Consider the following 15,400-nt stretch of genomic DNA (forward strand, 5'->3'; position numbering starts at 1 on the left):
ATTTAAAATTTCAAGTAGTGTATCTTGAAATATTAGCCACAATCCCCGCTCCAATCATGTTAATAACAAGCCCGGAACTGCCATAGCTAACAAACGGCAAAGGCATGCCGGTAAGCGGCACTAATCCGGAAATTGCCGCGATGTTAGTGAAACTTTGAATTAAAATCCAGGAAGTTATACCAACAGCAAGAAGTTTGTTAAAAGAATTCTGACTTCTAATAGCAATACTATAACCGAAAATCGCAAATAAAATATAAAGCGCTAACGCAAAACTAATGCCAAAAAGCCCCATTTTTTCGCCTAAAACCGCAAAAATTGAATCCCCTATCGGTTCCGGTAAATAAGCCGAATGTAAATTTTGATTTAGCCCAATGCCCGTAAGCCCTCCGACGCCGATTGAAGAAACTGCCTGATTTATTTGGTAACCGGAACCGGCGGTGTCCATTCCGCCATTCAAAAATGCTTTAAATCTTTCCGCTCCGTAAGGCTTTAAAAATATAAAAATAAAAAATGTCGCCACTCCTATAAAAGCAATTAAAGCGAGATGGCTTATTTTTCCGCCGGCTACAAAATAAACCGCCGCCGCGGAAAGCGCTATTACGGCAAATGTTCCAAAGTTCGGCTGCATTAAAAGTAGTAAGCCGATAATTCCGATTATCATAAGAAAAGGCAAAAAACCTCCGGAAAAATCTTTTAACTCTTTTTGCCTAGACTCAAACCATGAAGCCAGATAAATTAAAAATGAAATTTTTAAAATTTCGCTAGGTTGAAAACTAACAGGTCCGATTGCAAGCCAGCGCGTTGAACCGGCGTGCGAAAGACCAAGTTGTGGAATAAAAACAAGCGTTAAAATGCCGATTGAAAAAATTAAGAACAAAAAGCTGTATTTTTTAAGAAAACCTAACGGCACTTTTAAAAAAACAAAAAAACCGGCAATTCCGATTAATACCCCCTTTAAAAGCTGCTCCCGCAAATAGTAGTTTTGATCGTTAAATTTTTTTTGCCCGGCAATAAATGAAGCGGAGGAAAGGATAAAAAGTCCAAACACCAAAAGAATGCCTACGATAACAACAAATTTGAAGTCAATACTTTTAAGTTTTACATTTTTAATTCCCATTATAGTAGCCGGCCAAGGCCCTGGTTTTGTATTTTTCCTTCAGAAAAAGCCATTTTCCCGTTAATAATAACCGAATGAATTCCTCCGGAATACTGAAAAGGGTTTTCGTAAGTCGCCAGGTCTTTTACGGTCTCCGGGTTAAAAACGGTAATATCGGCAAAATACCCGTCTTTAATAACGCCGCAGTTTTTTAGGCCCATTTTAAGCGCCGGCAAAGCCGTCATTTTCTTTATCGCCTCTTCCCAGCTCAAAATGTTTTTTTCACGAACATAGCGGCCCAAAACTCTGGTAAAAGAGCCGAAAGAGCGGGGATGAAAAAGCTGATTTGATTGCGCGTCATCCAAATTGGCGGCAACGCCGTCGGAAACAATGATAGAAAACGGACTTTTTAACGATTCAATTAAATTTTCTTCACTAAGAGAATTCCAAAAAACCATTAATCTTCCTTCCGCGGAAATCAAAAGATTAATTATCGCTTCGCAAACTCCTACGCCTTGATTCTTGGCGATATTGCCGATAGTTTTCCCGATATAAATTTTATCAATGTCTCCGGACGCGATTACAATATCTTTAAATTCATCCTTGCCCTCCATAGCTTTAGCGACGGAGGGTTGTTTCATCTCCGAAATAGCGCGAGCCCGCAGTTGTTGATTTTTTAAGTTTTCTACAAGTTTTGTTCTGCCGCCAACGGCAATCCAGTCGGGCAAAAGAGTATACAAAATGGTTGCGGTTGAAGCATACGGATAGACATCAAAATTAATATTCATCCCCGTTTCGGCCGCTTGGTGAATCTCGTCCAAGCTTTTTTTAAACAGCGGCCAATTATTTTTTCCGACAGCTTTAAAATGAGAAATCTCAAGATTTGTTTTATTTTTTCTTGCCGTTTCAATAGCCTCAACAACACTTTCGTAAAGCTTGGCGCCTTCGTCTCTTAAATGCGTCGCGTAAATTTTTCCGGAATCTAAAATCGACAAAAGGCCGGATATTTCTTCGGACAAGACTATCTTAGCGTGCGAATAGCTTAGTCCGGTTGAAAATCCAATCGCCCCGTCGTTTATAGAGGCCTCAAGCAGATGTTTCATTTGAGAAAATTCCTTTGAGTCCAAATCCCGAAATTCATCCTTTATAATCCCCCGCCGCAAGGTAGAATGACCAACTAAAGTACCGAAATTCAAAAGTAGTTTTCTTTTTTTTATTTCTTCAAAAAATTCACGGGTCGTCTGCCAGTTAACGTTAATTTTTTTGACATCGGCCCATTTTTGGATGCTTAAAATAATGTTGCCGGAGGTTAGCGGTGATAAAGAAGAACCGCAGTTTCCTCCGATAATCGTGGTAATCCCCTGGCGCACCAAACTTTCCGCGTTCGGATGGCTAAAAAGCGTCCAGTACCGGTCTGAGGCATTGTTTATATCAATAAATCCGGGAGCAACAAAAAGACCGGTGGCATCAATGGTGGTTTTCGCGCTTGGCGTGCCTAAAAAACCGATTTTCTCTATCTTTCCGTCTTTTATTGCGATATCAGCATGATACGCCGGCGTCCCCACGCCATCTATCACCGTTCCGTTTTTAATTAAAATATCTAAGGCCATTACTCATATTATACAACAATGATAGTCAAAAACAAAAAACCGCTAAGGAGGCGAGCAATTTTGTGGCTGTGGACAACCTATTGACTTTTTATAAGCGCTTATGCTATACTTTTTCTATTCATAAGAAGAAGCACCTCCTTGGGTTTTGTCCCTCGGCGGTGCTTTTTCATTTATATTCAAGCTTTTTTCGCAAATTATCCATAAATACAACTCTCTCTTTTGCTTCCTTTTTCAGTAAAGTTGAACAGGTTTTAACATACGGACTCATCACAAATCGCAATTTATTATTTTGATAAAGATGTTTTACCAGAGAATAAAAATCTCCATCACTCGAAACAATGATTGCCTGATTATAGTTTGGAAAATCAATCATGGCCTGTAAAACGAGATCGGCATCTATATTGCCCTTTACATTCCCATCATCGTCCGGAATAGTTGGCTTAAAAACCAATACATAGCCAGCTTTTTGCAGCTCAGAATAAAGCGGCTGATTGCCAGCCACATAACCGATAAAGTAATACGCTGTTGCTACAGAATATTTTTCCGCAAGGTATTTTCTAAAACGCCAATAATTTAATTTCCAGCCCAAGCTTTGAATACCTAGATTAAGATTCTGACCATCTATAAACGCAAAATTGTTTTCGTCTTTTTTCATAAATTTACCATGCCTAATTTTTTGTTGGCCAGTATTCAAATAATTCACCGCATTTATTACATTCGTATTGATAAAAAACATTAGTAAATTTAGGATATTCTTGCATTAATCTTGGTCTAACTATTGCGTCTCCATTTTCAATTTTAGTAATTTCGTGAATGTTAGAACTTTTACATTTAAGATTAGGGCATTCCTTTTCATTAGTTTTTTTCATAAATTTATTTTTAATAATTTAAGTTGATCATATAACTAAAAACGACTACTTATCTGACAGGTCTTCGATAGCGCCCTCTTTAATACCTCTAGCAGCCTTCACTGATTGAATTATCTTGTCCAACATAGTTTCATCCTTCCCATAGACTTGCCCTGGGTGGCGCGCTATTACCTTTATCAGTTGAACGTCAAGTTCTTTTCTTGCTCCGGGTGAAATTGGATACGAGCCTTGTGTCTCTCTTGAAGAGAAATTTAGATACATTTTAGTTACTTGTGCTTTGTGGTTATATTCTTCAGCCAATCGTCTTTTGTGCGAGATACTTCTTTGTCCAAACCATGAGATCCACCATAAAGGTAAGCTAATAATTAGGCGGCCGTAAAAATTTAATCCACTTAGGTGACTTGCAATAATACTACTCGGATCTTGAGAACCCACTGCCCGAGCAAACCATTCAGGCTGAATAAAAATAGAGACAGAAATTAAGAGTGGCAATACAAAAAATACATAATCAAGAAGAACCATTATTATACTAATCACAAACATTAAGATATTGGAAAAAATCGAGCCTACATTTTGGCCCAGTGTTCCATCTAATTTTTTGTATTCAGGTTCTTGTTTGTACTCTTTTTTTGATTTTAAAAAACCTTCAACCAAAGAACCTCCAGAAGCCCCGACTAGCAACGCCTTAACATCCTTCGCCTTATTTACTATGTCGTCCTTAGTTTCTTTTAGAAATGGTGAGATATCATTGTCGACATTAGCTCGAAAAGTTCTTATACGCTCAATATCCTTATTTAGTTTAGAAACCTTATTGTCTCCCTGCTCATCTTTAGCATATAGATCCTCATGAGATTTAATAACCTCTGCATGAGCAGACTCAATGGCTTTTGCGTACCCACCATCTTTCGTAAGATCAGAGTGGAATTTAGTAATATCCTCTATTACTGTCTTTATTTTCTTCTCTTCTCCCTCTCCTTCTGTTCCACCAAAAAGATAAACATAAAAATCCGTAATATTATCTTGAGACTCCCGTATATCAGATTTAATAGACTCATCGCCTTCGAGTAAATCTTTATGATACTTTCGTATATCATCTAATTTTGTATTTAGTTCTGAAATCTTTGAAACACCAGATTCATTACTAACAAACAAATCACTGTATAGCTTTATAATATCTTCTAGGTGTGTTTCTACCTCGACAATAAGAGATTTCTTACCATCCTCACTTTCAAATAGCTTTTTATAAGCTTCATTTATTTTTTTAATTTGAGATAAAGCATCTTTAACAAAGTTATCAAACTCTTTTTTACTAAAAGAATCTTCCGATTGAATATTTTGATTATTTACATCTTCCATAAATTTAATATTTTAATTCTGGCAAATATTTGGAGACTGATTTAAGACTAATTTTCCGGCTACATTTTATCTCTTTTATACTTTTTTGGCAAATTAAAAACTACCTCCGCCTGAATGGAGTCGGATTGGTAATTTGTAACTATTTTCATTTCGTATGTTTTTCTAGCGCTTCTCTTATAGACTCGACTTCGTATTCTCTCTTGAACGTATCCCAACGCATATCTTTGCGCACGTTGAAATCAACGTTGTAGCGTTTCTCTAGTGTTTCTATCTTAGTATCACCGCGAATTTTTTTAAGACGACCTCCTTGTGTCCTTGCTGCATGACCGGGCATATTTGGTGCGTTAGTATCTAGTTTTGGCATGATATCTTTTAATACTTAATTTTTATATTCGACCTTTAAGCAACAAAAAACGCGGCTTTCCCGCGATTCATTTCTGAAACACCACCGAACAGCGGAGCTGTCGGGAAAGTATTTTTATGTGAATCGGGGCGATAATGATTGAGATTTAATAAATTTAAAATTTTATAAATCCCCGATTGATGGATGCCGATTTTTAGTTGTTATTTAGATTTTAACAAATGTATTACGTATGTCAATACAATATGTGGATAACTTTCGGTTTATTTTCGGTATCAGAAGTTTTATAATTAATATATATGTTAACAAAACGCCAAAAACAAATTTTAGATTTTTATAACAAGTTTTCTAAGAAACATGAATATTCCCCTTCTCTAGAAGAAACGGCAAAACACTTTCACCTATCGTCGGTTTCTGGTATCCACCAACATATTCAGGCACTTATAGAAAAGGGATGCTTAAGTAGGCAAAAAAATAAGCCGCGAGGAATTGAAATAGAAAAATCGGAAAAGCTTGTAAAAATTCCCTTGCTTGGCACAATCGCGGCTGGTGGCCCCATTGAAGCAATTAGAAGCCCCGAGATTATAGAAGTTATGCGCAGCATGCTCTCAAGTGGCGCTAATCACTATGCCCTAAAAGTGTTGGGAGTAAGTATGATAGAAGAAGGTATTTCTGACGGCGATATTGTGATTGTTCGTGAACAATCGGCCGTCAATGACGGTGAAAAAGCAGTTGCGTATCTTCCCGACAAAAATACGGTTACTTTAAAAAAGATTTATAGAGAGCAAAATCGTATAAAACTTGTTCCGACAAATAAAACGATGAAGCCGTTTTACGAAAAAAATATTGAAGTTCAGGGCAAGGTAGTTGGAGTTTTAAGAAAGGAAATTTAGTAAAATTACATTATGAGTGGAAGCAAATCAATAATAAATAATCTGCCAATACAAGATTTTAATTTAGTGCTTGACCGCCTTGGATTAGAAAAGGCATGGTATTCAATTTTAGCGACTAACTTAAGTAAAAATAACAGAGACGACTTAAGATACATTTTTGACGAAAAAGAATTTAGAAATAACGAAATTCAAAACTTTGATTTTATTGGAGGCCTTACCATTGGTGAAATTTCGGTACTTTATGAATATTCTCTTGCTTATACAGATCGCGACAAGCGAAAACAAGAGGGACAATATTTTACTCCGGACGACGTTGCACAAATCATGGCAAAAAAGGTCTCCTCTTTTCCAAAAAATAAATTATGGATAGACCCGTGTTCTGGTGTCGGAAATTTGTCTTATTGGCTTATTCAACATCAAGAAAATAAGGAGAATTTTTTAAAAAATAATATATTTCTTATTGATCGTGATAAATTAGCCTTATTTATTGCGCGATTTGTTTTAACAGTTAATTTTCAGAAAAAAGATAAAAAATTATTTAAAAATATAAAATCCCGCTTTATCGTTTCTGACTTCTTGCTTTCTGATAATATACCAAAATATGATTATGCAATTCTTAACCCGCCCTATGTAGTTGTAGAACCCGATATGCGATTTGAAACAAGTACAACAAGAGATCTTTATGCTTATTTTTTAGAAAAAGTTATAAAAACTTCTATCGGTTTTGTTTCAATCACGCCGCAAACATTTACAAATGGTCAAAAATTTAATCCTTTAAGGAAACTACTTCTAAATAACTTCGGTGACATTAGTGTTTATTGTTTTGACAATGTACCTGATAACATTTTTCGCGGGATCAAATTTGGTTCAAAGAATACAAACAAAGCGAATAGTACAAGAGCAGGTATTATAGTTGCAAAACAAAATGATAAGGAACAAATTTTTAGAATAACCCCACTTCTCCGATGGCGTGTTAAAGATAGACAAAAACTTCTTAACTCTGTTGATGAATTTTTGGTTCAAATTAAACCAAAGGAAGATATTTTCCCGAAACTACAAAAGAATTTATTACCTCTTTACGATTTCGCGAAGAGACAAGAAAAAGTATTGGCCCACTTTGTGTCACAACGGCCAACACAATATAAGTTGATCGTTCCATCTACGCCAAGATACTTTATCTCCGCCCTCAAAAGGTCAGTGGAGCGATCTTCGTTCAAAACACTTTATTTTTATAGCGAACAAGAAAGAGACACTGCGTATCTATTACTAAATAGCAGTTATATGTACTGGTGGTGGCGAGTTAATGATGGAGGAATGACGATATCAGAAAGAACATTACTGACATTACCTATCATTAATAAAATTTCAATTGATAAAAACCTTTTGTTAAAAATCGAGCAATCAGAACGAACAAATTGTGTAGTTAAAAGAAATGCAGGTAAAGATAATGAAAATGTAAAACATGACCCGTCATTAATAAAAGAAATTAACCAATGCCTTTTCCCGCGCTTTGCAAATGCACTAGAAATGTTACATAATAATTCTGTAATTTAATCCTTATGATCTCAAAAGGTTTAGCTATACAATTAGAAAAATTGCTTAAAAAAATACCGGCCTTTTGGGACGGCCGCAAAGCAATCCTTGAAATGAAAGGGACGGGTTATTCGCACTGGAAACAAATGGAGTGGATAGGTTTCTATTTTCAATTTCTTTGTGATACAAAATTATCTCCGTTGGTAAAAATACCCGGTCCCAAGTACAATAGAGTAGAGTTTGATGGATTTGCCGAAATACCTTGGGATTTTAAAGCACACCCGAACAAAAACGCTACTGGTCAGGAGAACAAAAGTATTATTATCAATGATCGATTGGCCACCATAAAAGCAATTAAGCAATTCGGAGAAGCCGGACTTATACTAGCAATTGGGGATGCAGAATATAATGATGAAAATAGAAGCTTCCAAATTTGGCATAAAAAATTAAAGGGTGGGTTGTCTAATTACGAGAAACAAAGAATTTTGCGTAAAGCGCCTTCACGCTTGAGAAAAACCGCCTTCAAGTTGAAAGAAATTAAATTGGTTTTGATGAATAATAATATGATTCGAAAACTAAGTTCATTTCAAGAAGGTTTTAGAAATTCTGATGGAAGCCCAAGAAACGCGAAGTTACTTTTGGACTTAGATAAGATTGTTGCTGCCAAAACAATCCGATTTTAAAAAATTTTATTCTAATCTTCTTTTTCAAAATTAAGGCAAACGGAGTTTATGCAATACCTTTTTCCTTGCATTTGTACACCCCCTTTTCATGAGTATCCCAATATTTCCCGGAAAAAGGCGCTTCCGTATTATTTAAATCTTTATCTTTTTGATCGTAGGGCATTTAATCAATTAATGCATATTTTATTAAATATTTATTGTCGTTTTTTATACTCTCCGAAAACGTGTACCCAGCCTTTTCTTTTGCGCTGCGTTTTTTCCGTTAATTCTCTTGTCTCGGCATCGTAGTATATGTTTTTTACTTCTTCGTCGGTTATTGTTTCTTGAATTCGATCAAGCGCATCAACATTCACGTCATATTTTTTAACCAACTCAAAATCGCCTAAGTTTAATTGCGCCGTCTCGTTGTTATTAAGATAGTTTACAGATATATATTCGGGGCCACTGCTATATGCTTGCGCCCAGCGACCATCAATTTTAATAATATCAAGCGTTGGCGGATATTCCGCTTTCTGTTCAGTTTCTCTTTTTATACTTTCTTCATTTTTCATTTCATTTACCAAGTAGACCGATGACAAGGCCGATGGTGGCGGTAACGGCGGAAATAATCCAAAAGCGCATTGTAACTTTTGTTTCCGGCCAGCCCATTGCCTCAAAATGGTGATGAATGGGCGTTGAAAGAAAGATTTTTTTTCCGCGGAATTTTTTTGAAATCATCTGAACGATTACCGAACCGGATTCCAAAACAAGAATAAAAGCGATAAGCGGCAAAAGAAGCGCGGCGTTAGTAAGCATGGCAACAATGCCAAGCGTTACTCCAAGCGACATCGCACCAGTGTCCCCCATAAAAAACCGCGCCGGATGAATATTAAACCACAAAAATGCCAATAGGGCGCCCACGATAACGCCGGTAAATGCCGCCAAATCATAATGTTCTTGAGTGAAGGCTAGGGCGCCCAAAGCGGCAAAAGCGAATAAAAGAACTCCGCCCGCAAGGCCGTCCAAACCGTCGGTTTCATTGGTAGAAAAAGCAGTGGCAACAATTATAAAAATAAAAATCGGCAAATACCAAAAGCCGACACTAAAATCCCCTAAAAATGGAATATAAAAAACATCAAAGCCAAGTTTGAAATAAAACCACCACGCGCCTATGGCCGCCACGGCAGTATAAAGAAAAATCTTATGTTTCATTGACAATCCCCCGCCCTTTGGACCTATCCGAAAAATACCAAGTAAATCATCGGCAAATCCTAAGATTGCCGAAAAAACTAAGGCGCCTAGCGGCAAAAATGTCTGTGAACGGCTTAAAAAATTAAAACGGTTGAAAATGCCGTCAAAAAACAAAGAAAATAACCAGAAGCCGATAGCTAAAACCAGGGTTGTCCCCCAAACCAAGATTCCACCCATAGTCGGCGTGCCTTCTTTGCTTCCATGAATTTTGGCAAAAATTGGAGCGCCCTCGGTTCTTATCTGCTTTCCAAGCCTATATTTAAACAAAAAATGCGTTAAAAGCGGAGTTAAAGAAAACGCCACCAAAAACGAAACTGAAGTTAAAATTAAAAGTCGTGTTATCTCGCTCATATGAATATTAGCATCGCACTTACCAGATATATGCCTCTCGTAACCAATTAATAAGTTTTTCCGATTCGCCAAAACGATCGGGAGATCCCAAAATTACCGTTATTACATTTTCTTCACTTCCAAAGTTTAGGCTGGAAATCAAAAGCATCAGCGAGCCGCCAGCGTTGTCGGTATAGCCAGTCTTACCGGCCACTACTTCGCTTATGTGTCTCAAAAGTTCATTGGTATTTTTAAGACGGTGTTCAATTTTTCCGTTATTAGAATAAACTACCATATTTTGGGTTTTTAAAATATCCAATATTTCCGGATAAGTATTTATTAGATAACTAAAAATTTTGGCCATATCAAGCGCGGAAGAATAATTTCCATCTTCATCTAGTCCGTCGGCATTTACAAAATTAGTATTTTTGAGGCCAAGATTGCTAGCCTTTTTATTCATCAGCAAAATGAAATCTATTCTATATTCGGCCAGCGCTGAAGCGGCATCATTTGAGGAACTAATAAGCATTATGGCTAGAAGAGATCTTACTGTTATTTCTTCGTTTAAATATAAGCCGCCTTGCGATCCTTCTCTTTTTATATTATCTTCGGAGATTTTAATTATATCGTTTAAATTGTAATTTTCCAAAACAACTATCGCCGTCATCAGTTTAGTAAGAGAGGCAATCGGCCGCCGAACTTCCATATTTTTATTGTAATAGATTCTTAGGGCATCAGGTCTCATAGCAACAGCCGCTTCCGCTTGGATTTCTAATGCCTGTATTGACCAATTTCTTTTTGGCAAAACGTTTTCCGAATCATCAAAAACAACTAGCTTCGGCGGCGCGAAATTTGTAAATGCCAATGGCGTTCCTTTAAGCTGAAATTTCGGCCCTTCGTCAGCGGTTGTTGGCCTGTCTTTAAACGGCGCGCCAAAAACCCAAATCAAAAAAGCGATACCCAAAACGGCAGACATTTTAAAATAAAAATTTTCAGTGGAGTCCATGTAGTATAAAAATAAATATAAATTATTTTCCGAAGCTTATGAAAGCGTTTTAGCATGGTTCCCCCGCAACTGCGGGGAATAAAACGCTTTCATCGGACAATGAGTCCCGCGCTGGCGGGACGAGCGCGCGAGAAAAATGATTTAAATTTTAATTTTTTAATTCGTTATAATTCGGCAAATCTTCTAACTTATTTAAACCCAAATGTTTTAAAAAATCAAAAGATACCTTGTAAATATAAGAGCGGCCGTCTTCCGGATTATTTTTTTTCTCTACAAGGCCGCGAATGGCCAAGTTCTGTAAAATAAAGCTGCAATTGACGCCGCGTAAATTTTCAATTACCGCGCGGCTTACTGGGCCGCGATAAGCAATAATCGCCAAAGTTTCCAAAGCGGCTTGGGATAGGTCTTCCTCAAAATCGCTCTTAATCAATTTTTTAACCGCTTCTTCCGATTCCGGCGCCGTTACCAGCTGAACTTTATTATCGGAAAAAACCAAACGAAAGCCGCGATTGTTTGTTTCGTAATCGCTTGCTAATATGTTTAATTCATTTTCCAGTTCTTTTTCAGGAATCTCTAAAATTTCTGATAATTTTTTAAAACCGATAGGATGTCCGGAAGTAAACAACAAACTTTCTATTATTGAAATAAGATTCATCCCGTTAGAAATTTAATAAAATTATAATTAACTAAATTATTATTAAGCAATTGTTTTTGCAATGCGATATTAAATGAGAAAAATAGATTTCTAACGGGATTCATAAATTATCGCTGACTTTTTTTACTTTAATCTCTCCGAATAATTTATCTTGGGAAATTTCTAAAACTCTTTTTCTAAAAAGCATTAAAATCGCAATAAACGCCAAAACAACATTAATCTTTTCTGCTTTTGAGGTCGAACCACTTGTGGTGAGCAAAGTCGAACCACTTGTGGTGAGCAAAGTCGAACCACTTGTGGTGAGCAAAGTCGAACCAGAAATTTCGTTAAATGACGCTTCGGCCGCCGTACTTACTCTGCCCATAAGTTCTTCAATTTTTTCTTCCAAACTCATTATTCTAACAAGGCCTTTTTCTTCCAATTTTTCAATCTGGGGCAGAGTCTTTAAAAATAGTTCGTAGATGTTTTTGAGATCTTCTATCGTAATACTTTTAGGCGGATAGAAGGTGGTTTGTAGGTTTAAAAAGTATTCTCTTGAAAAATAAGAATTGCGGCCCTTTGTCCATTTTCCCAGCATCTTCGCCATTGTTTTGATTTCCTGATACGCCTTTAACCGATTTTGCAGGTCTTTTATATCATCTTCTTCTTCAACGCTTAAAACAAGATTGGGCAAAAGCGAACGCGATTTTATAAGAATCAGGCGGCTTGCAACAACCAAAAAATCAGCAAGTATTCTTTGATACTCGCTAGATACATCGCTTTTTATTTTTTTTAGATATTCCAAAAACTGATCCGTAACCTGTGCCAAAGAAATTTCGCCTATGGCCATCTTTTTTTCTTCTATTAAAGAAATTAGAAGATCTAACGGACCGGTAAATTTTTCTAAACTGACTTTATATTCCATAATTTATTGCTAGAAAAAATAATTACATATTTATTCTCTAAGCGGGTTATGAGCGCGAAGCGGGCATGGTGTCCCGCGAAGCGGGACGAGCGAGCGCGAATCCCTGAGCGAGCACGCTGGGCGAGCGAGGAAAGCGAGAGAATAAATATGGAATTATTGTTGTATTTTGATTATTTTTTTACAGAAATATGTAATTCTTTTAACTGTTTTTCGTTAACTTCTGATGGTGCGCCCATCAGCAAATCTCTATCATCGCCGGTTTTGGGAAACGCAATAACTTCCCTAATTGACTGCTCATTCATTAAAATCATCATGAGCCGATCAAGCCCAAGCGCAATGCCCCCATGCGGTGGAGCGCCATATTCAAAAGCGCGAAGCATATGGCCAAAACGCGCCTCAATGTCTTTTTTCTCAACTCCTAAAACTTCAAACATTTTATTTTGCAATTCTCTTTTATGGATTCTGATGCTTCCACCGCCTATTTCACTGCCATTCAAAACCAAGTCATATGCTTTTGCTTTTAATTTTTCCGGATGAGTCATGTCGATATCAGCGGGTTTGCCCGCCAAAATTTCTTCGAAATTTCCGGCGGGCGCAGTAAACGGATGGTGCGATGAAACCCATTTTTTTTCGGTTTTGGAATATTCCAATAACGGCATATTCACTACCCAGGCGAAAGCCAATTCATCGGGATTATTTTTACCTGCCCCGTAGGGTCGCGAAGCGACTCCTTCGGGGTCTTCGCGCAAATCCGGTTTATCGGAATTATATCTTGCCATTACTTCATCATAATCCATTCTCGGAAACGGCTTCTTCCAAATTTTCTTTTCTGGAAAAATTGTTTCAACAAGTTTAATCATCATTCCTTCAATCAAATCCAAGACGTCGTCTTCCTCAACAAAACTCATTTCAACATCAAGCTGGGTAAATTCCGGCTGGCGGTCTCCCCTGCTATCTTCATCTCTAAAACAGCGAGCAATTTGAAAATATCTCTCCAAACCGGCGACCATTAAAAGCTGTTTGAATTGCTGGGGCGACTGGGGTAAAACATAAAAATTACCCGGGTGCTTTCTGGAAGGCACAACAAATTCCCGCGCTCCTTCGGGCGTGCCCTTGGTTAAATCCGGTGTTTCAACTTCTATAAATTTTTGTTCTTTTAGATAATTATTTAAAAATCTTAAAACTTCAGAGCGCTTCGTTAAGTTTTTCTGCATTTTTGGGTCGCGCAAATCAAGATAGCGATATTCCATCCGCAACTCCTCCCCTACTTTATCTTTTTCTCCAATTTCAAAAGGTGGAGTTTTGGCCTCATTTAAAACTTCCAGTTCTTCGGCGGCAAGTTCAATTTCGCCGGTTTCCAGTTTTGGGTTTTTCAGATTTTCCGGCCGCTCTTTTACCGTGCCTTCAATTGAAACAACCCACTCGGAGCGAAGCTGGTCGGCTTGTTTTCGCAAATCTTCGTTTCCTGCAAAAACAACCTGGAGCAAGCCGGAGCGGTCTCTTAAATCAATAAAAATAATCTTGCCGTGGTCGCGGCGCACATGAACCCAGCCGGAAACCTTAACCTTCTCTCCCACTTTTGAAATTGTTTCGTTTATAAATATGCGTTTCATCCCGTTAGAAATTTATTTAAATAAATAATGTTAATTTTTAATCAATATCCGACATTTGGCATATCCCGCAGACTAATATTTATAGATTTCTAACGGGATTCATAATAGACAAATTCTACCATATCAAATAATAAAAATTCAAATCGCTTGACAAAAAACCAAAAGATTGTAACATAGAACCCGTCGATAGTAGGTCCCTTCACAATTAAAGTTAAGGAGGCGGTAATGAATAAATTCACAGCGTATTTCTTTCTGTTTGTTACCCTACTTCTGCCAAATCTCACGCAAGCCAGCTCTTTTGATGCAAAAATCGAGTTTAGCAACGCTAAAAAACTTTGTCTCGCAAAGCTCGGGGAAGATAACCTAAATCAATGGGAAAAAATCACCCTTGAGGACGGTACAATCATTGTCTGTGGAAAAGGTGAGAAAACGCCGTGGAGTGAGACAACCGGCCCAGAAATTACGGTACTTACTGAAACCGGAGGTCGTACCTGCGCCTCAACGGCTTATAACCTCTCTGGAAATTTGCAGACCCTTGGCATATCTGCCGGAGAAACCGCGAGAACACTCATTGTCATTATGGGTAGTGTTCTTGAAAAGATGAAGGAAACCGGTAGGTATGATTACGAAATTACTGACGCGCTTTTCCGCCAAATAAACGAACTTCTGCCGTCTCTTGATTGGATAGTCAAAGACAGCGGCTGGTATATTTTGGGTGAAGCAGATAGTGCGCTCTCGCGGCTCTCATACATGGGACGTCTTTACGGCAAGCGTTACGGCATGCAAGTCATATCACTTTTCAACCAACTCATAGTAGATGGCAATGCGCGCTACCGAGATAACGAAGCGTGGTCGTTGTATTATAGAAAAGAAATCCTAAAGAATTTATACTATGCGATTAACGGCCTGATTCTTATTTCGGATACATTGCCGGACTGGGAAAAACCCACAAAACAGGAAATGAAAGAACTTGCCAAGACATACCTTGAGTTTATAAAAGCTTACCCAGAAAAACACGGCTGGCTTTCAAAAAAAGAAATAGAAGTATTGGCCGATACCGACCCAGACATTCTTGCGGAAATTAGGAAGCTGGAAACGAAACGTGAAGAGACGGCTAACCTGAAAAACGTTACGGAAGAAGCAGAAAAAGAGTGGCAGAAAAAACAACCGGACATCATTGATACCGTTGAAAATTAAATTTAAAAAAATAACCGCCTCGCAAGGCGGTTTATCTTATGTACCTAAACTATCAAGAAGCTTT

The 15,400-nt window shown here is 37.6% G+C and carries 16 protein-coding genes; 4 read left to right on the forward strand and 12 right to left on the reverse strand.

Annotated features, from left to right (window positions below; genetic code table 11):
- Window positions 1-10 precede the first annotated feature (10 nt).
- The 6 genes from HYW79_03925 to HYW79_03950 all read right to left on the reverse strand — a co-directional run bounded on the left by HYW79_03925 (window position 11) and on the right by HYW79_03950 (window position 5,295).
- A complete protein-coding gene (locus HYW79_03925; GenBank protein MBI2635655.1) occupies window positions 11-1,117 on the reverse strand; it encodes a cell division protein FtsW in 1,107 nt (368 codons plus the stop codon).
- A complete protein-coding gene (locus HYW79_03930) occupies window positions 1,117-2,706 on the reverse strand; it encodes an amidohydrolase family protein (protein ID MBI2635656.1) in 1,590 nt (529 codons plus the stop codon). The genes HYW79_03925 and HYW79_03930 overlap by 1 nt, the downstream gene beginning before the upstream one ends.
- Window positions 2,707-2,872: 166 nt before the next feature.
- Window positions 2,873-3,361 carry an NYN domain-containing protein gene (locus tag HYW79_03935; GenBank protein ID MBI2635657.1) on the reverse strand — a complete coding sequence of 163 codons (489 nt, stop codon included), beginning with the start codon at window positions 3,359-3,361 and terminating at the stop codon, window positions 2,873-2,875.
- A 13-nt stretch (window positions 3,362-3,374) separates the two neighbouring features.
- Entirely contained in the window at window positions 3,375-3,575 is a 201-nt protein-coding gene (locus tag HYW79_03940; protein MBI2635658.1) for a hypothetical protein, read from the reverse strand.
- A 45-nt stretch (window positions 3,576-3,620) separates the two neighbouring features.
- On the reverse strand, window positions 3,621-4,931 hold the full coding sequence (locus HYW79_03945; protein ID MBI2635659.1) for a hypothetical protein: 1,311 nt from the start codon (window positions 4,929-4,931) through the stop codon (window positions 3,621-3,623).
- Window positions 4,932-5,076: 145 nt separating this feature from the next.
- Window positions 5,077-5,295: a hypothetical protein gene (locus HYW79_03950; GenBank protein MBI2635660.1), complete on the reverse strand. Its 219-nt coding sequence runs from the start codon at window positions 5,293-5,295 to the stop codon at window positions 5,077-5,079.
- 296 nt (window positions 5,296-5,591) lie between these two features.
- On the opposite strand from HYW79_03950, the gene lexA reads away from it, so the two are divergent.
- From lexA to HYW79_03965, 3 genes are read left to right on the forward strand one after another with little or no spacing between them, the layout of a single operon-like run.
- Window positions 5,592-6,185 carry a transcriptional repressor LexA gene (gene lexA, locus HYW79_03955; GenBank protein ID MBI2635661.1) on the forward strand — a complete coding sequence of 198 codons (594 nt, stop codon included), beginning with the start codon at window positions 5,592-5,594 and terminating at the stop codon, window positions 6,183-6,185.
- Between the two features lie 12 nt (window positions 6,186-6,197).
- Entirely contained in the window at window positions 6,198-7,739 is a 1,542-nt protein-coding gene (locus tag HYW79_03960; GenBank protein ID MBI2635662.1) for an N-6 DNA methylase, read from the forward strand.
- A 5-nt stretch (window positions 7,740-7,744) separates the two neighbouring features.
- On the forward strand, window positions 7,745-8,401 hold the full coding sequence (locus HYW79_03965; GenBank protein MBI2635663.1) for a hypothetical protein: 657 nt from the start codon (window positions 7,745-7,747) through the stop codon (window positions 8,399-8,401).
- Window positions 8,402-8,595: 194 nt separating this feature from the next.
- On the opposite strand, the gene HYW79_03970 is transcribed toward HYW79_03965, so the two are convergent.
- The 6 genes from HYW79_03970 to aspS form a co-directional block, all read right to left on the reverse strand.
- Window positions 8,596-8,952 carry a hypothetical protein gene (locus tag HYW79_03970; GenBank protein ID MBI2635664.1) on the reverse strand — a complete coding sequence of 119 codons (357 nt, stop codon included), beginning with the start codon at window positions 8,950-8,952 and terminating at the stop codon, window positions 8,596-8,598.
- Window position 8,953: 1 nt separating this feature from the next.
- Window positions 8,954-9,982, reverse strand: a complete 1,029-nt coding sequence (mraY, locus tag HYW79_03975; protein MBI2635665.1) for a phospho-N-acetylmuramoyl-pentapeptide-transferase — start codon at window positions 9,980-9,982, stop codon at window positions 8,954-8,956.
- A gap of 19 nt (window positions 9,983-10,001) precedes the next feature.
- Entirely contained in the window at window positions 10,002-10,967 is a 966-nt protein-coding gene (locus tag HYW79_03980; protein ID MBI2635666.1) for a D-alanyl-D-alanine carboxypeptidase, read from the reverse strand.
- A gap of 148 nt (window positions 10,968-11,115) precedes the next feature.
- On the reverse strand, window positions 11,116-11,622 hold the full coding sequence (scpB, locus tag HYW79_03985; protein MBI2635667.1) for an SMC-Scp complex subunit ScpB: 507 nt from the start codon (window positions 11,620-11,622) through the stop codon (window positions 11,116-11,118).
- A gap of 100 nt (window positions 11,623-11,722) precedes the next feature.
- Window positions 11,723-12,526 carry a segregation/condensation protein A gene (locus HYW79_03990; protein MBI2635668.1) on the reverse strand — a complete coding sequence of 268 codons (804 nt, stop codon included), beginning with the start codon at window positions 12,524-12,526 and terminating at the stop codon, window positions 11,723-11,725.
- 170 nt (window positions 12,527-12,696) lie between these two features.
- Window positions 12,697-14,139 carry an aspartate--tRNA ligase gene (aspS, locus tag HYW79_03995; protein ID MBI2635669.1) on the reverse strand — a complete coding sequence of 481 codons (1,443 nt, stop codon included), beginning with the start codon at window positions 14,137-14,139 and terminating at the stop codon, window positions 12,697-12,699.
- A gap of 225 nt (window positions 14,140-14,364) precedes the next feature.
- Between aspS and HYW79_04000 the strand changes: the two genes are divergently transcribed.
- On the forward strand, window positions 14,365-15,336 hold the full coding sequence (locus tag HYW79_04000) for a hypothetical protein (GenBank protein ID MBI2635670.1): 972 nt from the start codon (window positions 14,365-14,367) through the stop codon (window positions 15,334-15,336).
- The last annotated feature ends 64 nt before the right edge of the window (window positions 15,337-15,400 follow it).

It is taken from the genome of Parcubacteria group bacterium (genome assembly GCA_016186325.1).
Lineage (GTDB): Bacteria > Patescibacteriota > Minisyncoccia > UBA10092 > UBA10092 > JACPHB01.